Genomic DNA, 24028 nt, shown 5'->3' on the forward strand with positions numbered 1-24028 from the left:
TCGGAGGGCAACGCTCTATCCAGCTGAGCTACGGGTGCCTGGGCGCGGAAGATGCGCCGTGCCGCGTCTTCATAATCGAAGCGCCGGCCTCCGGCAACGGGGGCGCGGGTGGTTTCGTGGGGAGAGGGGGCTGGATCTCGCGCCGCTTCCTCCGACAGAGGTCGCGCGTTCGAATCGTGCCGGGCGCGTGCCGGCTAGGCGGCGCTTAACGCAACCGACCGTCGACCGGGACGCGATAGCGCAGAGCCGCAGCTTCCAGGCGTGCCCTGGCGTCAGCGGTGGCCGGGGTGATCCTATACCCTGTTGTGAGGTCGCCGATCATGCCGCCACTTCCCGTGCCCATGGTGGGCGGCGGCAGCGGCGCGCGGCGAGATGCGCCGCGCCTCGCCCAAGACTATGACCAAGACTATGACCAGGGCTATGCCCAAGACTATGACCAAGGCTAGCCGCAGCCGCGAAGGGGAGAGTGAGGGCGTCAACGCGCCGCCTGCAGTGTGGATGCGTCCACGGCATCTCGGACGCCGCCGGTGAGTGCCCCAGCTCAACCGCCAGCGCGCGCCATTTGCTCCCCGCGTGCACCTTGGGCGCGCGGGGCAGCGGCGATCCGTGGCGGCATCACGTCAATCCGACACTGCACCTGCTCTTCTTGCCGGATGCGCGGGCCGTCGTCGTGATGGTGGAACGGGGCGGGTCCGGTTCCTCGACGGCGAGGAGATGACAGCCCACCGTTCCCATGTGGGGCCGCGGCGATGCGGCGATGCGGCGCCGGCGCCGCCTGCATGCCGCCCGTCCGGCCTTGCGACCTCACTCCTCGCGGAAGGCGCGCATCAGCTGGTCCTGCAGCGGCTTGAGGAAATAGGAGATCGCCAGCCTCGGCTCGGTGTGGATGAACACCTCCACCGGCATGCCGGGCACCAGTTGCAGCCCGTCGAGCTTCGCCACCGAAGCCGGGTCGAGGGCGATCCGTGCCGTGTACCAGCTTTCGCCGCTGGCCGCGTCGACCAGCACATCGGCGGAGACCTGCGCCACCGTGCCGGCCAGCTCGGGCGTGGTGCGCTGGTTGAAGGCGGTGAGCCGCAGCACCGCCGGCTCGCCGGTGTGGACCTGGTCGATGTCGCGCGGGCGCAGCCGCATCTCGGCCACCAGCGCGTCCGAACTCGGCACGATCTGCATCAGAGTCTCGCCCGGCGCGACGACACCGCCGAGCGTGTGCACGGCGAGGTCGTGGACGATGCCGGCCTGCGGGGCGTGTACCTCCATTCCCTGCAGCCGCGTGACGGCGGCGATCCGCTGCTCGGCAAGCTGGGCCAGCCGGAAGTCGATCTCGCTCAGGCTGGCCATCGCCTCGGCCTGCCGCTGCTGGTCGATCGCGATGATCGCAAGTTCGGTCTCGGCGATGCGGGCCTCGGCGCGGGCAATCTCGGCGACGAACTGGCCATGTTCGCCGGAGAGCTGGGCCCGCAGCCGGCTCAGTTCCGCCACCTGGCCGAGAGTGGCAAGCTCCTTGCCGTGCAGCGTGGTGACGCTCTCCAGCTCGCGCGCGTTCCAGGCAAGTTCCTCGGTCTTGGCGTCGCGGCGCTCGGCCAGCCCCTCGACCTCGCGGCGGATCTGGGCGATGCGCGCCTCAAGCTGGCGCTTCTGCCCGGCGCCGAGGTCGCGGCGGGCCTTGAACAGCGACTGCTCGGCGGCGACGAGGGCAGCGGCACGGCTGGAGGGATCATCGGCGGACTGCAATTCCTCGGGAACGACGAGGCGCGCCGCGCCATCCCGCTCCCCCATGAGCCGCATGCGCCGGGCGACCAGATGCAGGATCTGGTCGTCGACGATGGCGAGGTTGGCGCGCGTCAGCGTGTCATCGAACCGGACCAGCACCTCCCCGGCGGCCACCCGGTCGCCGTCGCGGACAGTGATGGCGCCGACCACGCCGCCATCGCGCGTCTGCACCCGCTTCACCCGGCCGTCCACTTCCAGCGTGCCATTGCCGATCACCGCGCCGGCGAGTTCCGTCGTCGCCGCCCAGCCGCCGAGGCCGCCGATGAGCAGCGCGATAACGCCGAAGCCCAGCGCCAGGTCGCGCCGGATCGCCCGGGTAGCGGGCGAGACGGCAGACCGCGCCGGTGTATCGGGGGAGGTGAAGGCGGACATGGGCTACTCCACCGGAAGCTTCAGCCGGGCGAGGACCTCGTCCCGCGGCCCGAGATCGGCGACCCGGCCCTCCTTCAGGATCAGCAACTGGTCGAGCGTGCCGAGTAGCTGCGTGCGGTGGGCGATGGCGATGACGATGGCACCGCCTTCGCGCGCGGCGCGGATGGCGGCGGCGAGCGCCGTCTCGCCCTCCCTGTCGAGATTGGCATTAGGCTCGTCGAGCACGATCAGGAAGGGCTTGCGGTAGAGCGCGCGGGCGAGGCCGATGCGCTGGCGCTGCCCGGCCGAGAGCGCCATGCCGTCCAGCCCGATCCGCGTGTCGTAGCCTTCGGGAAAATGCAGGATCATCTCGTGGCAATGGGCATTGCGGGCCGCCGCCAGCACCTCCTCCGCCGGCGCCCCGGGCTCCAGGCGGGCGATGTTCTCCGCCACCGTGCCGTCGAACAGCTCCACATCCTGCGGGAGATAGCCGATATGGCGGCCAAGGACCTCCGGCCGCCACTGCTTGAACTCGGCGCCGTCGAGCCGGATGGTGCCGCGCAGGCAGGGCCAGCTTCCCACCAGCGCCCGGGCGAGGCTCGATTTTCCCGAGCCGCTCGGCCCGGCGATGCCGAGGCCCTGGCCCGCCTCCAGCCGGAAGCTCGCCTCCCGCACCACCGGCTGTGTCGCGCCCGGCGTCGCGACGGCGATGTGCTCCACCGCGAGGCTGGCCACGGGTGCCGGCAGGGCCAGTCTCTCGGTCTCGGGGGTGCGGCCGAGCTGGGTCTCCAGCCGGGCGCGGGCCTGCCGTGCGGCGATGAAGCCGCGCCAATTGGCGATCACCTGCTCGACCGGGGCCAGCGCCCGCGCGGTGACGATGGAGGCCGCGATCATCACGCCCGGCGAAAGCTGCTGGCGGATCACCAGATAGGCGCCAAGACCGAGCACCGCCGATTGCAGCGCGAGCCGCAGCGCCCGGGTGAGGCCGCCATGCAGCCCGGCAATGTCGGCCAGGCGCAGGCGCAGCCGCGCATGCTCGTCATTGATCCTGTTCCAGCCCGCGGCATAGGCCGGGGCCATGCCCATGGCGCGCAGCACCTCGGCATTGCGCCGTCCCGCCTCCAGCCGGTCCTGGCGGCGGATGGCGAGGCCGGCGCTTTCGCGCACCGGCCCGCGCATCGCCCACTCGCTGGCAAGCGTGCTGGCCATCAGCAGCAGCGAGCCGACCACCGCCAGCCAGCCCAGCCAGGGGTGAAAAGCGAAGACCAGGGCGAGATAGACCGGCAGCCAGGGCAGGTCGCACAGCGCCACCGGCCCCGGCCCGGCGAGAAAGCCGCGGATCTGGTCGAGATCGCCCACCGGCCGGGCCGCCGCGCCCGGTGGCGTGGCCAAAGGCAGTTCCAGCGCCAGCCGGAAGCTGGCGGAGCCGAGCCTCTCGTCGATCCGCTCGCCGATCCGGGCGAGCACCCGGCTGCGCAGGATTTCGATGAGGCCGAGACAGGCATAGAGCCCCATCGCCAGCACGCCCAGCGCCACCAGTGTCGGCACGCTGCCGCTGGTCAGCACCCGGTCATAGATGAGGATCATGAACAGCGGGCCGGTGAGCATGAGCAAATTGCTCACCCCGCTCAGCACGCCGACGCCCAGGAAGGCGCCGCGCACCTGCCGCAGCGCCTGCGCCACCGAGGGCCCGCCGCGGGCGGAAACGTCACTCACCATCGGTTCCCGGCCGGCTCGGGCGTCCGGGGCCATCGCGTCGGGGTGATGGCCGGGGCATGGCTTGGACGCGCATTCATGAGACGGCGGCTCGCGACGAGTGAACGGAAAGCGATGTGCGGACGAAACACCTTGGCGTGATGACACTCCCGCCGCCGCGCCAGCCTCTCCGCAACCGTCCCGCTATATGCTACCTCTGATCCGTTCTCATCAAGGGAGTTCTCCGATGAGCCCGACGGTCAGCCTCGATCTCGCCAGCCAGGACGCCACCTCCGGGGCCGCGCCCTCCCACGTCAGCAGCATGGGGAGCGGCGGCGACGACCGGCCCTCGGAGAATATCTGTCTCGATTTCGGCAGGATCGACGACAAGACCAGCAATGTGCAGGGCAAGAGCAGCGGCGACGACCGGCCCTCGGAGAATATCAGCCTCAACTTCGGCAGGATCGACGACAAGACCAGCCATGTGCAGGACACCGGCACTGACGGCGGCGACCGGCCGACCGAGGGGATCGGCTTCAGCTTCGCCAAGCCGCCGGAGCCGAAGCCGGCCATGGCCTCGTCGCCGGAAAGCGGTGGCGCGGATGACTTCGTGTTCCACCCCGGCGCCGCTGACGAAGGCGAATTGTCCGGCCTGCTGGATTTCTCCGGTATCGGCGACGACGCGGGCGCCGAGGACGAGGAATTCCTGGCCTTTAGCGGTGCCGCCGCACCGCAGACGGAAGGCGGCGGCGCCACCCTCCCGGCGTTCGAGGCCGCGTACGCGGACCCGAACGGCGATCGCATCGAGGACATCGTCACCGCCCCGCGCCCGGTAGAAGACGATTTCATCGCCTAGCCGTTCAGTCCCGGGGGCTCAAGAGCGGCGCCGTCACCGAGGTGACGCTCGGCGCGCCGAACGCCACGGACGTGACAGGCTTTACGCCGGGCGGTGGGGGCTGGATGAACAGGCGGCCCCGCCAGGGCGGCTGCTCGGCATGGCCGGGGCCGAGGAGGCGGTCGGCCAATGGCAGAGCCGTTGCGGAAATACCACGACACGCCTGTTTACAATTGGCAACCCTTTGCCGCCGCCGGTTGTGCGTTGCTGCGGGTTCGCACCTGTGAAATCTTACTTGGGTACCGCTTATCGATCGCGTCGTGACGGCTGGGGGGCCTCATGCACAGATCCGTATTGGTAGCCGCCGCTCGGCGTTCCCCACGCCGGGCGTCGCCGTATTTGCCAGCCGCACTGATCGGCTCCGCCACTCCGGCCGCTCCCTCGGCCCGAGAGCGCGGCGTCTTGCGTGCCAACAAATCGACATTCTGCAAGGGGGCTCATTACGTGCGCGGATTCGCCTGGGCGTCAAAACGCACGAGGCATGTCTTCGTCACCGAAACCGGCACCCGAACCGGACCGCAATGGTGCGGCTCGTCGCGCCAGGAAGAACCGCTGCAGCAACGCGCTCACGCGGATCCGTCGAAAAAAGGCCGGACCATGAGATGCTGGCTTCCCCCAGCAGCATCCTGAATCCCAATCCAAACCCCAATCGGAATCCCTTCCGATTCGATCAAACGCAGAAACGCCCTACATCTTGATGCCGCTGATGGCGCGGTTGTTCCGCGCTCGTGAGCCGATCGAATTCTTCAAAATACAGGACATCCTGTCCAAATTATATGTATAAGCCCGACATTGTGGGTCTCTCTGGCAGTAATTGATGCACGGTCCTAGCGTAATGTTCCGCAGCATGCTGTAATCTGCCGCCATGTTATTGTAATTGGGCAGGTCTATGCCGTATAGCGGTTGACTCATGCGGGCGGGAGCGGGGGCGGGAGGCGGCGACGCGCTGTTCTGCTTCACACCCGATACGGCGCCGACGAACGGCACGGCGCTCACCACTGCGGACTTCAGGAAGCAGGCCGATTTCGGCATGTTGTAGGTGAAGGCGCGACACTGCGGGGAAGCCGCACAGCGGCGCTGACAGCCGGCAAAATCTATGTCGCGTATGTCCTCGTAATCGCCATAACGCAGGTCGAGGTCCTGCGTGATGTTGAAGAAAGTTTCTCCCGGAGGGGGCGATGGGGCCGGCGGCGGCTGGAGAGTCGCCATGGCGGCTTCTGTCAGCGACCCGGAATCGGTCTGCCCGCGCGGCCGGCGCCCGCGGACAGCGCCCCACAATGTGCAGGCGCGGTTGTCGCGCTCGAACGAATAGCCGACGCAACTCGGGGTAGCATCGCAGGCCCGGCTGCATTCGTCGAGATCGGCCACGGAGCCGCGCTGCAACGGATCGCCGTCGAGCATCGCATTGCCATAGGAGTGGTATTGGCGGCGACTGACTTCCGCGAGACTGCCGAGCCGCTCCGTCACGCGCGTCGCGCAAGCGCTGCCGGAATTGTCCATGATGAACTGAAGCATCCGGTTGCGATCGCTGGAGCGTAGTACCTCCTCGCACTCGGCCTCGGCTCGCAGCTTCGTGCTGTGCTCGCGTACCGAGACGGCACCGTCGCCATAGGGAAAACATGTGAGGTAGCGCTGGACGTCGGCGAGATTCCGGCTGGCCAGGGCGCGAGCCCGCAGCGTCGGCTCGGTGAGGCCTGCGCAGCTCTGGGCCTGCGCCGCCTGCACGCCGATGACGAGAATAAGACACGCCACCGCATGCGCGAGGGCAGCGGCCCGCCCAGCGAAGTGCATTCGAGCGCGCCTCCCCCCCATCACAGACCGCTCACCGCGAGGTTGAGCACGTCCTGCCGCGTGAGTGCCTGCCCACCTGCCGCCTGCCGGCGCGCGATGGAGGCACCGATGATGACGCCATCGGCAATGCCCGAAAGGGCGCGCTGGCGCAGCTCGGCCGCGACGGACTGCGCCTGCTCGTCGATTTCGCCGGGGGGGAAACCATTGCCGATCCGCACGATGGTGTCGTGGGCAAAATGGTTCATGTCGCGGATCTCGCCTTCCTCGTCGCTGCTGTAGCGCTTCAGCATGCTGACTTGCGCCTCGCCGAGCCTGCTGGCGTTTTCTGGCCTGAGCAGCACGGCGCGGTTGTTGATGCTGGTGCGTGTCTTGCGGATCTCGTAGATCGTCCGGCCGAGATCAATCATCAGGCCGCTCAGCAGCGCCTTCTTCTCCTCGGTGGTTTCGGCGATGCCGTTGCGGATCGCTTGCTCGATGGAGTTGAGGCCGTTCGCCAATTGGAGATCGGACAAGCCGTCGCGCGCCCGTTCGACGAGAGCCAGAGGGTCCTGGATCGCCGGCAGGCGCGACTCGCTCGACCGGTTCCATTCGTCCACCAGCGCCGTGACGTCGGTGCTGGTCGGAAGCGCCGGGCCGACCAGTACCGGGCGGAAGCCGGTGGTGCGCGGACGCTTTTCCTCACCGGTTTCTTCAATGAAGAACGCATCCTCCTCGCGCGCAGCGGACGTGACGAAGGAGGGGCTCGACTGGAACGAACCACCCTTAAGGATCAGCCCTCCGGAGAGGCCGTGTGGCCGGCCCGCCTTGTTCATGCGGAAAGGTTCGAACATCATCTCGGCCGCGTTGCCGTAAACATCAAAGAGGCCAAGAGGATTGGGCTTGAGCTGGCCGATCGGATTGAGGTCTTCCGCGCTCTGGGGATGGTTCACCCAGGCATAGTCGATCAGTTCGCCCTGCATCGGGAAACGCTCGGCCTGGAAATCGGCGATGGAGACCGAGAGCCCGCCCCGCGCGGCGTACTCCCACTCGGTCTCCGTTGGCAGGCGGGCGAAGAATTTGGTGCCGCCAATCTCACGCTGCATCACGCTCTTGCCGGTTCGCAGCAGATGAGAGGTGAGCAGCCGGTTGAAGTTGGCCGCGTCGTACCAGCTTATTCGCGTGACCGGCATGTCGGCATCGGCGGCGGCGAGGTTGCAGCCGCTGGTCGTCAGCGACTTGTACTGGGCCGCCGTCACTTCGTATTTGGCGATCAGGAAGAAGCGCCGATCGCCCTTCTGGAAATTGCCGGAAATGAAATCGGCACGCAGATAATCGACATAGGCCCGCTCCCGGTTGGACGAGCCGATGCGGATGCGCCGGTCATCAAGGATCGCGACCGCTCCCTGGCGCGCCGCATCGTCGGTGACGACCCGGCGGAAGGCGATTTTTTGGCTGCAGGGAAGGGCGAGCACGACATCATCGGCCATGGGCGAGGGGTTCCAGGCATCCGCCGCCGCTGCCGCCCGCCCCTGCGCCAGAAGGTGGAGCCCTGCCAGCACCGCCACCAGCGGCGCGGCGCGCCTCGCCTGACCCGGTTCCCCTTGACTCCTTCGCCCCACCGTCATGCCAGATTCTCGGCAAGCGCCTCGGTGGGCGATATGTGCTGGATCTCGATCACCTGCCGCGCGGCAACCAGCAGTGCGAAGAGGTAGGAGGCGCCCGCCGCCAGCAGCAGGTCGGCCGGCCGGAGCAGGCAGATGCGGCCTTGGAACACTTCGACGAGGAACAGCCGGTTCATCACGGTCGAGGCGGCATAAGCCAGCACGAAGGCGATGGCGAGGCCGGCCGAGGTGATGGATAAGGATTGCACCAGCGGAAACAGCAGAAGCTTGGCCCGCGACATGCCGAGCAGACGGAGCAGGCTTAGCTGCGGCCGGCTCTGGCGCACACTGCCGGTTATCATCGCCCACAGAGAGATGCCGTAGCCGGCCACGCCCGAAACCGAGATGATGGTAAAGACCCCTCCCATCACCTGGTCAAGCTGCTGCACCCAGGCGATGTTGGCGGCTTCGCTGCTGGTGCGGAATCCGTAGGCAGCGACGGCCCGTTCCAGATCGGCAACGGCCTCGATCGAGCGGGCGTAGAGGCGTAGGCTGTCATAGACCGGCGCGCGCGGCGCGGCGCCGGCAGGCGCAGCATTGATCTCGTCGGCGAAGGCGGCCATGGCGTTGAGCCGCGCGACCGACACCAGCGCGCGGTCGCCCTCGAGCGCCCCCCGCGGCAGGATCAGGGCGACCGTCATCTCCATATCGAGGCTTTCGGTCTGGCTGTTGCGGTAGACGCTCCCCACCACCCTGTCGCCCGGCTTCGCCAGGAGCTTCTCGGCGAGGCGCTCGGAAAGCACGATCTGTCCGTCGGCGATGGGAGGAAAGCCGTCCGGCAGGAGCGGATCGCCCGCCGCAGTGGGAAGCCAGTCGGCACTGATGATGTCCAGCGCCGAGCGATCGCGCCGCATCTCCGCGCTGGCAGCTATGCTGCGCGGCGCCCCGACCACGAAGCCGGTCTCCGGCCGCGCGCGCAGGGCGGCGATGTCGTCCTCTGTGAGCGGGCGATGCCCCGCCACTCCTATGCGCAATATACCGGGATCGGCACGCAGCTCGGCAAACATGCCGGTGATGATGCCGAGCTTCAAGCCATAGAGCACGAGCAACGGGGTGAGCACAGCGGCAAGCGCCACGGCGCTGAACAGATTGGCATGCGTGGCATGCCGCACAGCTTTCAGCGCGATTGGCACCACATGGCTCATAGTGCGCCGCCTCCCGCCCGCTGCGCCCGCTCGGCGCCGGCGCGCCCGATCACCGTGTGCATGGCACGGCCCGCACTACGGCTTTCCACATCGAGCCGGACGAGCTGGAAGCGTTGCGCGAGCTCGACATTGTGGGTGATCACCAGCACCGCCGCTCCCAGGGCCCCGGCATAGTCGATCAGAAGCCGTATGATCATCGCAGCGATCTCCTGGTCGACCGCGCTGGTCGGCTCGTCGGCCAGTACCACGGCCGGACGATGCGCCAGCGCGCGGGCGATGCTGACCCGCTGGCGCTGGCCGCCTGAAAGCGCCGCCGGATAGGCCCCTGCGAGTGGCGTGATGAGCAGACGCTCCATCAGTTGGTCGATGAAGGCCTCGTCCCTCAGCGCCGCTATGTTCTGTGAGAGGCGGATGTTGTCACGCACTGTGAGGAAGGGCAGCAGCCGGCTGGTCTGCACTACATAGCCGAACAACCGCCCACGCAGCGCCGCGAGTTTCTCCTGCTGGCCGCGCGCCATCAGGGCGGCTATGTCGATCCGGCGGTCGCCATCCTTCACACTCATTGCGCCGAACACGTCCGGAACGCTTGCGAGCGAGAGCATTTCCAGCGCGGTGGTCTTGCCGATGCCGCTCGGCCCACACAGGCCGTAGACGGCGCCCGCGCGCAACTCGATGTCACGCAGGCAGATATTGGACTCCCGCTGCCCATCCGACAGATGCCGTTCGGCATGCTCGACATGGAGAAGGTTCGTGCCCGCCATTGCCAGCCTCAGGGCATCAAGGTCAGCGGGACGACGGAAACGCTCTCGCCCGGCGGGGCGCCGGGCTTGAGTGGATACCAGCGGGCGGCTTCACCATGGATGCGTTCCAGAGCTGTCACCTTGGAACGCAGCGCGTCGAACAGTTGGCGCTCGCGGATGGGCGACATGTCCCGGAAGTCCTCCGGGGTGATGTTCACGATCTCGCTATTATAAGGCAGGTCCTGAAGATATTCGCCGAGCAGGTCGCCCAGCGTGCCGGCATTCTGCACCGCCTCGGGCCGGCGGGTGATGAGCGCGACCGATTCTCGCAGTCGCTGGAAGAAGGTCGCGCGGTTCGACCGCATCGGGTCGGTGCCGAGTTCGATCGCCTTGCGGATGACGTCGCGCAAGGTCGACAGCTCATTCTTCGACATCAGCACATAAGGGGTCACGGGGACGACGTTACGCTCCAGCGGGTCACGGTCAGTGAGCCAGCCCTCGAAGACATCGGGCGCGCGGGTGGACGAAACGCTACCGAGATAGGCGAGCTGCATGGCCCGCCCGGCGCGGCTGGTCGACGAGGAGATGTCGTTGCGGGCGCCCTGGGCTTCGCGCAGGCGGCCGCCGACAGCGTCGGTCACCATTCGTTCCAGTTCGCCCGACAGGACGTTGATCTGGCGGCCGAAATCGCCCGTGTCGCCGCCCTCGATCGGAAAGTAGAGCGGGGCACCGGCGAAGCTGGACATGATACGGTAGGACTGCTCCGCCGTCTCATGGTCAAACCGGCCATTCGCCGTTTTGAGGTGCAGGGTGAAAAGGGCGACGCCCTTCTGCTGCTCCAGCAGGGCGTGCAGTTCGGGCGCGGCGAGCGAGCCCATCATCGCCTCCGGGCCGGGCTGGCGCGGTCCGGCGTCGGTGATCAGGATGATGAAGCGGCCGCCGAACGGCTCCCAGTTCATCTCGTCGGCCGCCGTGAACACCCCCCCGATCGAGTCTTCGGTGAAACCTTCGCTGCTGATGCGGGCGGCCTCCACCTGATCGATGGCGGCAATGAACTTGTCGGCCGTGGCATCCTCATCGAGCGGCAGGAAGACCTTCGTCACATATGTCAGCTCCGGCACCAGCCTCGTGCTATCGCGAAACGCCACCAGGCCGAAGCGGAAGCGGTCCGCCTGCGGACTGCCGGCGATCCGGTCGCGCAACCGGGCAATCACACGGCGCACCTCGTCGATATAGGGCTGCATCGACTGCGTGGTGTCGATGACGAAGGTGACGCCGATGCGGAAATTCTTGAGCGCGTCCTCCTGGCTAGCCGGCGCCGGGGTGCTTTCGGCCCTCTCGGCAACCGATGCGATGCGCAGCAATTTCGCCGGCCCGTTGGAGGGAAGCCGGACCCGCTGCGCCTCCAGTATCGGAAGGATGTAGAACTCCCGCTCGATGTCGACGAATTCCGCCGGCTCGATCGAGATCACCGGGCTGTCGGCCGGCAGCCTTTGCATGACGGCCTCACGACGCAGGCGGTCGATCCGCGCGGTCACATCCTCGCTTGAGAGCGTGGATTCCAAGTCGGTGCGTGACTTGAAGATCAGCGTGCGCCCGCGATTGGCCGGATTGTTGAAGCCGAGAACGATCGTCTGCCGCCAGTCGATCGCCTTGTCGGCCGGGATCCACCCCTCGCTGCCTCCCGTCAGGCTCCGGCCGACCTCAACATAGTCCTTGCCGCCGACATTTCGGCGGTCATAGACGTAGAAAATCTCGAACGGCGGGAAGGTCTCCACCGTCGCGCCGGTGCCTGGTTCGCGGGTGAGAGGCGTGTCCGGGCGGCTGAGCGCGCGCTGGTAGAGCGACGTTTTGCCGGGGATCAGCAGTGGATCGCGTGCCTCCGCCTGCTGCGGGAGGGCGCCGATGAGGAGAAGCCCGACGGCGATACCCAGACACCGCAAGGCGAGGCTTCGGCGTACGAATCGGCGGCCATGCATCTTACTGCCCCTCACTGCTGCAATAGGTATCCGCGTCGAAAGCCTCGAACACGCTGCTCGTGGCACTGCTGCTCTCGGCAGCCTTGCTGCACAGCCGGCGAAGCCCCTGCGCTGCCTGCTCGTCGCCGCCGGTCGCCACCTCGCGGTAATAGGCGGCGGCTGCGGCGGCGTTCGGCTCGAGCGGACTGTTCTCGGAGGTCAGAGGATCGTACCAGCGAGCCAGCATGAGTTTTGCGCCCATCGAGCCTCGATCGGCAGCGAGTGTCACGGCCTCGAATCCCACGCCCTCGTCGCCGGCTCCGAGCGCCTCACGCCCGAGCGCCAGCAATTCGCCGGCATGGCCGCCATCCTCCAGAAAGGCGCGATAGCGGGCACGGAAATCGACGGGTGGCGGAGAGGGGGCCGGCGGCGACGGCTGCAACGGCGGTGATGGCTGCAGCGACCAGTACGCGCCAGCGGCGACAAGCAGCAGCAGGGGCACGAGGCCGGCGAGCAGCCAGCGCTGCGATGAAGGAGGCGTCTTTGGCGGGAGGTCGGCCCGCTCGCCGTCCCCAATCGACATCTCTGGGTCCGTCGTGCTCGTCGTTTCCGACGTTTCCGACATTTCCGACGTGTCCGTCGACCCGCCGTTCCCGACCGGCTTCGGTGGAGCCGCCGGCTGGGCACCGGGACGGGAGAAGATATCGTCCGCCCCCGGATCTCCTGATGGCGGCGCCGGCGTCTGGACATCGACCGAGGCCGTCTCCGCCGGCGCGCTGATGTCGGGCCAGAAATGGCGCTCTGCGATGCCGGTGCCCGGCAACGAGACGGTAAGATCGAGATCGACAGTGAGATATCCCGTCAGCTCCGGGCCGAACACCAGTTCGAGCCGGTCAGGATAGTGGCGCACCGACCGGGGCGCGAAGGCATGCACGGCGGATTGCCATCCGCTCGCGCCGAGATGGGGGCGGTCCGATTGCCGCCGCCGGCTGACTACAAGGCCGGGACATTCGGCCTCGGGCGGAGGCGCGACGGTGATAACGACCCACCCCGCCGGGGAGGTCTCGCTCTCACGGATGGTCAGCCGCCCTGCCACGTCAGTTGACCTCCGATCCCTGCGCCCTGAGCACCTGGATGCTCTTCAGTATGGCGCCCAGAGCGGCGTTGCGCTCCACGTCGAGTGTCAGCCCGTCTACCGACCTTGCATTGTCCTCTACCAGTCGGTGGAAGCCATACATCCAGTGCGAGAGGGCGTCGAACTGGTGGTGGCTCGGTTCGAGGTCGATCTGGCGCGCGCTATTGGCCCCCGGCGGACGGGTGAAGACGATTTTCTCGCCTCGGTCGGCCGTGGGCGCCAGCGGCCTCAGCGCGGGCGCCATCGCCTCGAAATAGAAACGGGTGACGAAGCGGTTGATGATGGCGGAACAGGCAAAGGCCGCCTTCTCGAGCGTCACGTCGATCTCTTCGCTGATATTGCCGGCGAGTTTGTCGATGGCGGCCGCCACCTGCGTCTCCAGCGCGCTGCGCCGCGCCGCCTGCGAAAGCTCATTCACCAGCTCTGCGGCGATCTTGGCATCGCCGAGGAAAAAGCCTGACAACGCCTCGGATTCGCCGGACGAGCGCAACAGGTTCATCCAGTATTCGACCGCGGCCCTCGCCAGCCCGAGGTTAATGCCGTTGCCCGCGCCCATCCAGCCGGAAGGTGCGGGTGCCGTCGAGCCGGGCAGCGGCGGCGTTCCGGGGAAGGGTGGCGTTCCGGGCAAAGGTGGCATGCCGGGAAGAGGCGGAAGCCCCGGGAGGGGCCGTCCGATGCCGGCAACCGCCAGAGGCGACATCCCCTCTTCCTTCTTCTTCTCCCGCGAGCGGCGCGTGTAAAAGTCGTACAGCAGCTCGGAGTAACCGTGCTGCGAGATCTGCAGAGCGGAGAGAAGGTCGGCGAAGCGTCCCTCGGCATAGAGCCGCTGGACGTGCTGGAGGATGAGGAAGGAAACCGCGCGGCGTTCGGCGAGCCGGACCTCGACATCGTTGCTGATGTAGAAATGGTCGATCGCGCTGGAGAGCTGCTCGCCGAGCGCGGCGAGGCGCGCGGCGATCTGCTCGATCTTCACCGCGGGCTTGCAGAGCCCCTCCAGATTGGTAGCGAGATAGGTGGCGCCGCCGTCATTGAGCTTCAGCCCCTCGTCGAACGCCCGGCCAGGATCCCTGAAGAAGCGCTGCACGCTGGGGACGTCGAGATAACCCCGCCGGAGGCGCTCGATATAGTCGATACGGTCCGGCCGAAACCGCAGTTCTGAGAGCGTCTCGCCATATTCTATGATTGATTCCGCGGCGACGGTCGGGTTGCGGAACCAGTAGACATTGTCGAAGGCGCGTCCCGGCGTCCATTGCGTCGGCCATTCATGCGTCTTGGCGAAGAAGCTCTCGATCGACGACAGAAGCCGGTTCTTGAACCGCTCGCCAGGATGCGCCTTCTCGTCGCCGGCCTTTTCCTTGAAATGCTCGTCGAACCAGGTGAGGACGAGATACAGCGCCACCGACTTGCCGAGACGCTGCGCCGGGGTCGATCCGTGCGTGATGCCAACCCAGCGGTTGATCATGTCCGGCAGGTCGGTGACGTCCTGATTGGACGGTTTCACGCAAAGCAGCATGCAGGTCAGCTCCTGCTCGGCGACGTAGCGCTCGAACAGATAGGCGACCTTGCCGCGCAGAACTGTCTCTTTCAGCGGATTCTTCGCCTCGTCCTTCAGGAACTCCGTCAGGGCGAGCCGCTGGCGCGAGCGCGCGCCGGGAAAGTCGAGGAGATCCGTATGCGACAGGAACGGCCAGGGCTGCGCCGCCATCGCGATGTGCAGTTCGGCCACCAGAGCCGTGACGATAGGCCTTGGCAAAGCGACCGGCGCGCCTGCGGCGGAGCGGATGAGCAGTTCCGGCTGGCCCGGCTTGCCGAGGCCCGCGAGTGTTTGCACGTCGATGATGCTCTCCGAGCGCGGTACAAGTGCCTCGATCGGGCAGAAGGCGTCCTGGGCAAAGCCGAGCCGGGCCAGCGCGCCGACCAGTTCGCTGTAGATGCCAGTGAATTGCGGCAGGCGCCCCCAGAGCAGCGCGAACAGTTCCGCGCGGTCGGCGAGGGCGAGTTGCGGTACGATTTCCGACGCCTCGTCCCAGAAGCCGCGCAGCCCCTCCAGGGCGCGTGAGCCTTCGAAGGTGCGCTCGAAATATTCCTGCACGTCCCAGATGTCGTCGACGGTCAGCGTGTTGTCGGCGGGCCGGCTACCCTGCATGCGTTCACGGGCGCCGGCCAGTGCCCGGCGCACTTCCTCCGGTTCGATCTGCGGCGACGTCTTGGGGTCGCCATCGAGGAAGAAAGTGTTGCCGAGAACCTTGACGATGTCGGTCTCCGAGAGCAGCCGCAGGCAGACCGGAAAGCCTTCCGGCGACGCCTTCTCGTGCCGCGAGAAGCGGGTCACGACGCCGGTGGATTCGCGTTCGCCGCCCGGATTGATGTCCTGCAGGAAGTCGAGCGGTGACGGCAAGCCGGCGAAGCGTGCCTGTAGCGATCGACCGGACCCGCTGGCGAGCACCGAGACGAGATAGGATTTTCCTGCCTGGCTCGGGCCGAAGATGCCGACGCACATCGGCTTCTCGATCGAGCGATCGAGCTTTGCTGTCTCGGTGATCAGCCGGCGCAGCCGCTTGTCGATCGCCTTGCGTTCCAGGCCGACGGTCGCCTCGTTGCCGGGATCGTTGATCCAGGCAAGGGATTTGCGCGTCGCTTCCAGAAGCTGTCGACACTGTGTGTGCCACGTCTCGTGCATCATTTGCCCTAAGCGATGGTGAGAATGCCGGAATCGAGCCAGTAGGTGCCGTCCGTGCTGGGCGGCGACGTGTCGAGCTTGAGTTCCATGAGGGATGTGACGGGCTTGTCGGAAGCGTCCCATGCCTCCGCCACCCGGAACTCCTCGCGTGTCGCCTCGCTCTTCAGCAGCGCGAACTCGCTAGGATTCTCCTCCAGTTCGACGTCGTTGCGGGAGATCAGCACGCGCACCGGCAGCGTGACCTTGCGGTGGTCGCCTGGAGTCAGGCGCAGGCGGTAGAGCGGTGCGGCCACCCAGTCCTCGCGCGCAAGCTGGCGGTAGCCGATGCGCACCGCCGTATAGAACGTGACTTCCTTGTCGAGCGCGGTAGGCTTCGCCTCGTCGAGCTCGACATCGGAGAAGTAGAGCTTGTCGTCGGTGATGACGCCGTCCTGGCGCATCTCGCCGATGTAGCGTGCGGTTGACCTCATCATCATGCCGGCGGTGTAAAGCGTGAAGTTCATCAGTTGCCCGGACGCGAGCGAGCACAGCATGCCGCCGACCACCGCTGTGGTCTTGGGATCGTCGATCACGCTCTGGGCCGGCCGGCGGAACGGATACCAGTTGCCGACGCGGTATTCGCGCATGGGGATGACGCGGTCGACCGGCACTGCGTGCTGGTTCTTGAACAGGCTGATGAGGCCGGGCTGGCAGGAGGGTCGCCCCGTCAGCAGCACGATGTCGGCGTCGAGCTTGTAGATGGCCTCGGCGATGTTGGCGAAGATCTTTTCGAACGCGGCGCGAATGCAGTCGTCCAGTACCTTGAAATCGGCGGCGACCGGCACCTCGGCGAGCGCGAAGGACCCGGCGCCGCGGGTGCGGACATAGGCCTGCAGATAGTTCAGGATCGGGCTGCGGTCGTCGAAGCGGGAATCGCGGGGTAGAAAGAACTCGGCGAAGCTGCGCACGGTCGGGGTCTTGCCGTGGGCGACCTGGCTCTCGGCGGCTTCGAGCAGGCCGAGCGCCACGGGGCGCAGCAGACTCAGCACGAACTGCCGGCGCAAATGCTTCTCGGCCTCAAACATGCCGGGGCTGTCGTCCGAGAAGCGATCCCTGAGCACGTTGCGGGCATTGGTCAACCCGCATGCCTCCAAATGGGCTTCGATGGCGGGAATGACGGCGCGCTCGACCACCAGTTTGACGAGGTCGTCGCCGGCGCGCCGGAAACCCTCGCGGAAGGTCTGGACCGGAATGATCGCCCTGTTGTCCAACTGGTAGTAGGTGGTGACCATGACATCGGTCGTTCCCCCGCCCACATCGACGCTGGCGAGGCGCAGGCTCTTCTGCGGCGCGGGGTCGGTGACGCGGCCCTCATGGTCGAGCAGCGGCCGCTCCTTGCCGAGGAACTCGAATAGGCGGCGTATGTCGCCGCCGAGCTTCTGGGTGATCTCACCATAGAGATAGACGAGATGGACCGAGCTTGCCTCATCCCAGGAGGTGTGCACCTTCGGCACGGGCGGGGCGCCGGGCACGCCGCCATCCCAGCCCATGAGCGACCAGAGCAGCTTGATCGCCGCTTCCGTTCGCGAGCGGATGATGCGCTGCTCCTGCACCGGCGTCGCCGAGGGGATGGTCATGACGATGCTGCGCAGGCGGCGCGGCGAATCCTTTTCCCGGTCCTTCCGGCGGGTGCCCGGACTGTTGATCATCATCATCGCCTGGCTGATGATTTCGAGCAGCATGAAGGTGAAGAAGGAGGAGCGCGAGAACCGCAGCGTCTCCGCGGGTTCGAGGTCGGAGGGCTGGATCCTCAGACCGAAATTCTTCCGGTCGGCGGCGAGCTGGGCAAGAACGTCGCCGCGATTGTTGACGTGCTTGTATATGGATCGCTCGATCAAGGGCTGAACGTCGGACGACGCGCCGCCGGCATTGCGGAAGCGCCAGCTCTGCGGCACCGGCTCGACATCCCAGAGATAGCGCTTGGGCGATGACAGCCCGGTGAGCGCCTCGGTGCCTTCCGACTCGCTGCGGTAACGCGCAGCCTCCGGCCCGAGACGGACGAGGCTCGGCCAGAAGAACGCACGCCCACGGCCGGACTTCTTGGCGAAATCCTCCTGGCCGAATTCGGCATGCACCAGCTCCAGGCGGCTTTCGAACGGTTCGCGATAGGTGAGAACGGGATTCCCGAGGTCGCGCAACTCCAGCACCAGCGAGCGGTTGAGGTCGACGCTCTGGTCGTTTGGAAAGGCCTGGATCAGCAGGCCACAGGTGCGGCTGTTTCCGATGTCCAGCATCAGGTCGACGTCAATCGGCGTGACGCGCGGCTCCTTGCTGACCGTGTCTATAAGCGTGACCTTGGCCGGGCGGATGACCTGCGCAAGGAAGCCGAGGAAGGTGATGTAGAGTGCGATGTGCTCCAGCTTGTGCTGGAAGTCGTCCGGCCGCAGGTCCCGATTCGGGTATTGCTTCTTCTTGGCGTCGCGGAACATCGCCTCCAGCCAGGCGGAAAGCCAGGCCTGGCTGTCGACAGGCGCGCCGCCGCCAGGTGCCGCCATCTTGTTGGAGATGAAGCTGGCAATATCGCGCAGACGGTGCACAAAGCGGAAGGATTCCCGCTGCTCGGCATCCGACTTGCTGATGCCGAGATAAGCCCGCCCGGCTCGCTCCTCCACAAGGGTGGTGTCGAAGGCGAAGACCACGCGGTGGCTCGCCTCTTCGTCGCCATGAGCGTTGCGGGTCTCGAAAACACGAACGCGGACCCAATCGGTCGGACCGTCCTCGAACATCTCGTTGCCGAGGACATCGCGGCCGGGCTTGATGCGCAGGAAGGGAACGGGGACCCAGCGACCAAGGAAGACATCCAGGGCACGGGTCTTCGATATCTGGTACTCGTCGTCCTCCACCCCGGCCTCGTGCGGCAGCTCGGCACCGGGATTCTGGTCGTCCCAGTTCGGTATCAACCGGTATTCCGCCTGCTCGCCGGGCGCGTTCCTCGTCATGCGCTCGATGAAGCTGCGGGAAAACTGGCTCGTGCCGGCGAGCGTGAAGCCATATTCCACGAACTGGATGCCGCTCTGCGGAACAAGCGTGATCGCATCGCCGACATCCATCAGTCTGTTGAGCACGATTCCAAACCTTTCATGCACCCGCCGAATTACGGCGCGACCTCGCCGACGATTATGGGTTGACCCGGCCCGGTGATCGCGCCGGGAATCTCGCGCGTGCTGTCGCCCTGGCGGATCCGCACCGTGAAGGGGATCGGGTAGTTGCCGTCGCGCTTGTTGTAGAGGTTGACGCGAATACGGTGCGGGCCGTTCTCCAGCAGGCCGCCCTCGAAGGTGATGTTCTCCACCGGGCTGGGGCTGACGCTATCGGCGTTGCGGTCCTCGTCCAGCAGACCTCCGCAATGGCTCCTATGGGCTCTGGCGAAGTAGATGATGGGACCGCTCGGGCAGGTCATCGACAGGTCGAGATCGTCCTTGCTGTCCCAGATCAGCGTGATCTGGGTCGCGCCGCGCCGGTCGATTCGCTCGTCGAAGCGATCCGGCTGGGCCGGCGGCGGCGCAGGCGGGCGCGCGGCGGCGGGCCGGCAGGCAAGGCGCCGGTCCCGGTACTGCTGCTGCAACACCGCGAGTTCGCGCTCAAGCGTGCGCGCATCATCCAGAAGACTGGCGGTGCCACCGGCTGGCGCCGCTGCAAGGCAGCCGGTTCCTGGGGGCAGGCCGAAGAGCACCACGCCGAACGGCGTGCGGAGCCCGCAGGCCGGCAGCAGGAAGGCGATGATGAGACCGAACACCAGCAGCGACAGAAGCCCGGTCAGCAGCAGCGGCAGAAGCATGCGGAAACGTCCAGCCGGCGCCGCGCCGGCCGCGCCGGCGCTCCCGTCAAGCGTGGCTGTCGCTGGAGATGGGCCGATCGCCGCCGCACCGATGGAGGGCGGCGGCGGCGCGGCGCGCACCCCGCCGCCGCCGCCGCGGGGCGCGGCGAAGGTCGAGACGTCGAAGGGCTGGCGGGCGGCCTGCTCATGCCCTTCATAGCCCCAGCCGACGATCAGCGGCCGCAGGCCGCTGGCGCTGCGCAGCGCATAGATGCAGTCCTCCCCCGGGAATAACGTCGCGTTGCGCAGCGCGGCGGCAGCCGACTGCCGATTGCCGGGTCCGGCCTCTATTTCGTCGGCCTTGGCGCGGATGTCACGCAGCAGGGTGGCGAGTTGCACGCGCACCGCCTGCGCTTCGCCATACGGCAGGACCGCGAGCGGCACCGTCTCGCCTTCGTCGTCGACATACCAGTCCACGCCGCTGCCGTCGCGCAGCAGCACCGGGTCGGCGAGGATGGCAGCGTGCTCGGGCGACAGATAGCGCACCAGAAGCGAGGTGACACGCGCATGGGAGCGCTCGCCCTCGCTGCCAAGCGGGCGCATCTGCGCAAGGGGAGTGCTGGTGATGAAGATGCTCATGGGACGCTGTTTCCCGGCGTGGGAACCGGCAGGCTGCCGGTGTCCGATCCCGGCACGGCGGGAGCCGCGGGCGGGCGCGGAGCCGGCTGGGACGCAGCGCCTTGCGCGGGAGGCGGCGCGGGCGAGGCGGCGGGCGCAGGGGGGGCGCCTTCGACAGGTGGCGGCGTGTTGGCGGCGACCGGAGGCCCGGGCGAGCCGGCGGCGCAGGGTGCGGGATCGACCGACGGTTCGACGCCGTTCTGCCTGAGGAACGCGATAGCGTCCTGGGCGCTGAGGGCGAAGTTAAGGCGCAGCGAGTTCTCCGCATCGGTCCGCGTGTAGGTGTTGACGCCGACGACCCGGCCGCAGGCATCCACCAGCGGCCCGCCGCTATTGCCGGAGGAGATGGTCGCGGAATGGGCCAGCAGCGTCGTGCCGGTCGGGCCAGGCTGCTTGGCGGTGATCTCGCCTCGCGTGACGGCTAGCTGGAGATTGGCGAGACGGCTGAAATCGTCGTCCCGGAAAGCAGCCAGGAAACTCGGATCGCTGGAAATGACAAAGGACGGGTAGCCGGAGGCGACCACGCTGTCGAGCCGCTCTATCCCGGTGTTCAGCGGCAGGCGCGGAAGGTCGAGCGGGTGTGAGAGGCGCAGCAGGGCGAAATCGCTGTTGGTGACGTCTGAGTTGGGCGAGCGCGCCACCACCTGGGCCCCGACCAGGCCGCCGCTGGACTGGCTGGTGATGTTGAGGTTGCCCTGCACCTCCTCCACCACATGATAGTTGGTGAGCACGTGCTCGGGCGTGACCAGAAAGCCGCTGCCCATCGCCACGCCGTCCGGGGTCTCGCCGATAACGAAGACAGTGCCCTGATCGAGCCGGTGCAGCAGGGAGCGCTCCGACCCCGGCGCCGTCGACGGCGCCGCAGGCTTGGACGGCTCTGGGGAGCCGAGGGCCGGTAACGGGCCGGGAGGCGCCGCCGCATCCGGCGCCGCCCTCCCGCCAGGGCCGGGGATGGCCGCCATGTCCGGCAGCCCGACAATGCGATCGAGCGCCGTGTCCTCCGCTGCACAGATATCCGCCTGGAGCGCCGTCTGCAGGCGACGGATATTCTCGGCCGTGGCGTCGTTGGACGCCCGCAGCGCATCCAATGCCGCCGCCTCGCCGACCGGGCCTGCCGGAGCGGGCGGATAGACGAGGTTGCCAGGCCACAGGATATAGACCAGGAACAGGACGAGCGCAGCGATGGCGGCGATCTGCGGCATCAGCAACGGCCAGTCGGCGCGCGACGCCGCGGGCTGCGGCTCGGGCGCGGCGGGAACCGGCGCCGCCGGCAGAACCGTTGCCTGCCCGGAAGCCGTGGGCGCTGCCGGCTCCGCTTCCATGCCCAGCAAGGAGGGGGCGGAAGGCGAGAGTCCCGCCGCCGCTGGCGGCGCCTCCACTCGCTCGCTGAGATTGCGCAGCAGTTGGAAGTCGGCCGGCAGATAGGGCCTGAGCGCACCGCCGACATCCCCGCCGTCAAGACATCCCCAGCGGGTGAGAACGATGTTCTCGCCGTTGAAATGAATGTCCTCCGGTGCCGGCACGTTGAGCGCGCAGGCCAGGAGTTCCCGAGTGGCCGGATCCGCATGGACGACGAGGTCGTGCAGCCGCGCGGCAAGCTGGGTTTCGGCAGCCGCCAGTTCTTCCTGCGACAGCGCGTCGAGGGAGCGGAACGAGCCTGGACGGTCACTGTACCAGGTGACCACGGTGGCCTGCCGCGTCTTGCTGTAGGCTGCCTCCGGGATGGCGAAGAGGCCGGCGGCGTCCGTTCCCGCCTGCTTCTCGACCGAGCGGTACAGAAGCGGGAACGACTCCAGCACCAACCGGCCGTGATAAGTGGCCGCGCCGTCCTCGGCCAGGACGGTTGAGGTCAGTATGTTGACGTGACGGCCATTCATCTTCGCCCCGCCCCCCGGCGACCTTCGCCTGCCCCTATGCCGATCATGACCCGCCCGGCACGAAATGTCCCCAAACCTCGGCAGGCGGAGGCTCGTCGCCTTGCGGATCCATCAGGTCCGGCGCGAAAGACATGATGTTTTCATGACCCAGGCGCCGCACCTCCTCGGCGCGCTGGCGCAACGTGGTTGCTGCCAGGACGCGAACCGACACGCTGGTTGCCGGTTTCGGCCGTCTGATGGCGGCGGCGGTCTCGCGGGCCGCAGCGCTCGACTTGTTGTTGCAGGCCACGAAGGAGGGGGCCTCGACAGCCTCCCGTCGGGCCGAAGCCGGACAGGAGGCCTCGCCGATCCCGCTGTAGGGGGAGACGAGCGGCATGCGGATCAGGTCGGCGGCCCGCATGATTCGGCGGGCCTCGTAGTCCGAGCCCTGCGCATAGTCTCGCATGGTGCGCCCAGCTCGCCCGCCGGCCGCTTCCAAGCTAGCGGCATCGGCAAACGCCAACCACGAGCGCGGGCGCCTTTCCTGGGATATCGGCACAGCGTCTGCTCCGGGGCTTGCGGCGGCCGCACGGTCAGAACCGCAGGTCATCACCCGCCGCCGCCATGCCAGCCGCGACGCCGTCATTCGGACCCGTGCGCAACGGAGCGCCGGCGAAGAGACCGATCGAAAGGCTGCCGATGTTCTCTCCAGCCGGCAGGTTCACCGCGTAGTAATAATCGCAGGCCATGCCCAGCGCCGACACCTGTGTCATGTTCCGGCCATCCACCACGGCCGCGCGGAAGGCCTCCAGGCCGTCGTTCCCCTGCAATGCCTGAAACTGCTGACTGCACAGTTCGCCGGAGGACAGCGTTGAGCCGTCGCGGTCGAGCAGCGCGGCATAGGAGCCGCGCAGCCTCTCCTCGACCTGCGCGCGCGGACGCGGTTCCTTGAAGCGCGTCTCGCGCAGGACCACATAGGCGCGCTGCTCGGTTGCGTCTGAGAGGCCAACCGTGACGATGTCCGAGAGCGCGTCGGTGTGGTTCGAGCAGACGATGGAGGACCGCTTCTCGCGGCAGACGGAAAGGCCGGCATCCGCGAGCTTGGCCTTGATGTCATCGGGACGGTCGAGAGGCTTTACGCCAAAGATCGCCACATCGGGCAGCGCGGGGCGCGGAGTTGTCGCGGGCGGTCCGGCGTTGGGCGCCACGACGAGCGGCGGGATGGCTTCGGACGGCTGTTCCCGGAGCGGTGTCAGCGCCGGCTGCGCCTCTGCTACCGATGGCGACTGGGGCTGCCCGCTCGTGGACGACCTTAGCATGGCGTACTGGTCGGCGGACAGATCGCCGGTTGCCGGCACGCCGATGCTGGCCTGGAAGGCGCGTACGGCACCGCGTGTCCGCTCGCCGGCCTTGCCGTCAGGAGTGCCGGCATCGAAGTTGAGCATGTTCAGGCGGGCCTGAATGTCCTTCACCCTCGCCTGCTCCATCGCGATCCTTTCGCTCTCGGCCTGCCGGGCAGCGATCTCCTCTGCCGATGGCGCCCGCGGCGCGGTCGCCCGGCTCTTCGGCGCCGGAGCGGGATAACGCGGCTGCCGTTGCTGTTCCCGGATGATGGCGCCGGTAATGGCGCCCACGCCGATGCCTATGGCGATGCCTGCCGCCACGCTGCGGCTATCGGCACGGGCGCCTGTTGCCATCACTGGCAGCAAAAGACAAAGGCACAGTCCAGTCACTGCGAGTTTCCGCATGGCCGCCCCGACATGAATGCGTTAATATTCGCGTCAAGGTAGAATGCAGCACACATTTACAGTCAGCAAGATGGTAAATGCGTAATAGCGGCGATTCACCTGCGTGAGCTGTTCCGCCTATTGGGCGTCTGGCACTCGCTGGTCGCC

The 24028-nt window shown here is 67.3% G+C and carries 15 protein-coding genes; 1 reads left to right on the top strand and 14 read right to left on the bottom strand.

Features of this window, described 5'->3' with window-relative positions; translation table 11 throughout:
- Positions 1–804: 804 nt before the first annotated feature.
- Together AAC979_RS00305 and AAC979_RS00310 are read right to left on the bottom strand one after the other, a co-directional pair.
- Positions 805–2145 (bottom strand): HlyD family type I secretion periplasmic adaptor subunit, encoded by a 1341-nt coding sequence (locus AAC979_RS00305; RefSeq protein ID WP_371344789.1) that lies wholly within the window; start codon positions 2143–2145, stop codon positions 805–807.
- A 3-nt stretch (positions 2146–2148) separates the two neighbouring features.
- Positions 2149–3840, bottom strand: a complete 1692-nt coding sequence (locus AAC979_RS00310; RefSeq protein ID WP_371344790.1) for a type I secretion system permease/ATPase — start codon at positions 3838–3840, stop codon at positions 2149–2151.
- Positions 3841–4066: 226 nt separating this feature from the next.
- On the opposite strand from AAC979_RS00310, the gene AAC979_RS00315 reads away from it, so the two are divergent.
- Entirely contained in the window at positions 4067–4675 is a 609-nt protein-coding gene (locus AAC979_RS00315; RefSeq protein ID WP_371344791.1) for a hypothetical protein, read from the top strand.
- 726 nt (positions 4676–5401) lie between these two features.
- Here AAC979_RS00315 and AAC979_RS00320 read toward each other — a convergent pair.
- The 12 genes from AAC979_RS00320 to AAC979_RS00375 form a co-directional block, all read right to left on the bottom strand.
- Complete coding sequence (locus tag AAC979_RS00320) at positions 5402–6505, bottom strand: PAN domain-containing protein (RefSeq protein ID WP_371344793.1); 1104 nt, start codon at positions 6503–6505, stop codon at positions 5402–5404.
- A gap of 20 nt (positions 6506–6525) precedes the next feature.
- A complete protein-coding gene (locus AAC979_RS00325) occupies positions 6526–8109 on the bottom strand; it encodes a formylglycine-generating enzyme family protein (protein ID WP_371344794.1) in 1584 nt (527 codons plus the stop codon).
- Complete coding sequence (locus AAC979_RS00330) at positions 8106–9290, bottom strand: ABC transporter permease (protein ID WP_371344795.1); 1185 nt, start codon at positions 9288–9290, stop codon at positions 8106–8108. The genes AAC979_RS00325 and AAC979_RS00330 overlap by 4 nt, the downstream gene beginning before the upstream one ends.
- Positions 9287–10051, bottom strand: coding sequence for an ABC transporter ATP-binding protein (locus AAC979_RS00335; RefSeq protein WP_371344796.1), 765 nt, complete (start codon positions 10049–10051; stop codon positions 9287–9289). The genes AAC979_RS00330 and AAC979_RS00335 overlap by 4 nt, the downstream gene beginning before the upstream one ends.
- Positions 10052–10059: 8 nt before the next feature.
- A complete protein-coding gene (locus tag AAC979_RS00340; RefSeq protein WP_371344797.1) occupies positions 10060–11973 on the bottom strand; it encodes a vWA domain-containing protein in 1914 nt (637 codons plus the stop codon).
- A gap of 37 nt (positions 11974–12010) precedes the next feature.
- Complete coding sequence (locus AAC979_RS00345) at positions 12011–12922, bottom strand: hypothetical protein (protein WP_371344798.1); 912 nt, start codon at positions 12920–12922, stop codon at positions 12011–12013.
- Positions 12923–13085: 163 nt separating this feature from the next.
- A complete protein-coding gene (locus AAC979_RS00350) occupies positions 13086–15803 on the bottom strand; it encodes a virulence factor SrfC family protein (protein ID WP_371344799.1) in 2718 nt (905 codons plus the stop codon).
- Between the two features lie 8 nt (positions 15804–15811).
- Positions 15812–18907 carry a virulence factor SrfB gene (locus AAC979_RS00355; protein ID WP_371344801.1) on the bottom strand — a complete coding sequence of 1032 codons (3096 nt, stop codon included), beginning with the start codon at positions 18905–18907 and terminating at the stop codon, positions 15812–15814.
- Positions 18908–18936: 29 nt separating this feature from the next.
- Positions 18937–20238, bottom strand: coding sequence for a hypothetical protein (locus tag AAC979_RS00360; RefSeq protein WP_371344802.1), 1302 nt, complete (start codon positions 20236–20238; stop codon positions 18937–18939).
- Positions 20235–22154 (bottom strand): S1C family serine protease, encoded by a 1920-nt coding sequence (locus AAC979_RS00365; RefSeq protein WP_371344803.1) that lies wholly within the window; start codon positions 22152–22154, stop codon positions 20235–20237. The genes AAC979_RS00360 and AAC979_RS00365 overlap by 4 nt, the downstream gene beginning before the upstream one ends.
- Before the next feature lie 43 nt (positions 22155–22197).
- Positions 22198–22554, bottom strand: a complete 357-nt coding sequence (locus tag AAC979_RS00370) for a hypothetical protein (RefSeq protein ID WP_371344805.1) — start codon at positions 22552–22554, stop codon at positions 22198–22200.
- A gap of 172 nt (positions 22555–22726) precedes the next feature.
- A complete protein-coding gene (locus AAC979_RS00375) occupies positions 22727–23797 on the bottom strand; it encodes a peptidoglycan-binding protein (RefSeq protein ID WP_371344806.1) in 1071 nt (356 codons plus the stop codon).
- Between the last annotated feature and the right edge of the window lie 231 nt (positions 23798–24028).

The organism is Ancylobacter sp. IITR112, from assembly GCF_041415945.1.
In the GTDB taxonomy this organism is placed as follows: Bacteria; Pseudomonadota; Alphaproteobacteria; order Rhizobiales; family Xanthobacteraceae; genus Ancylobacter.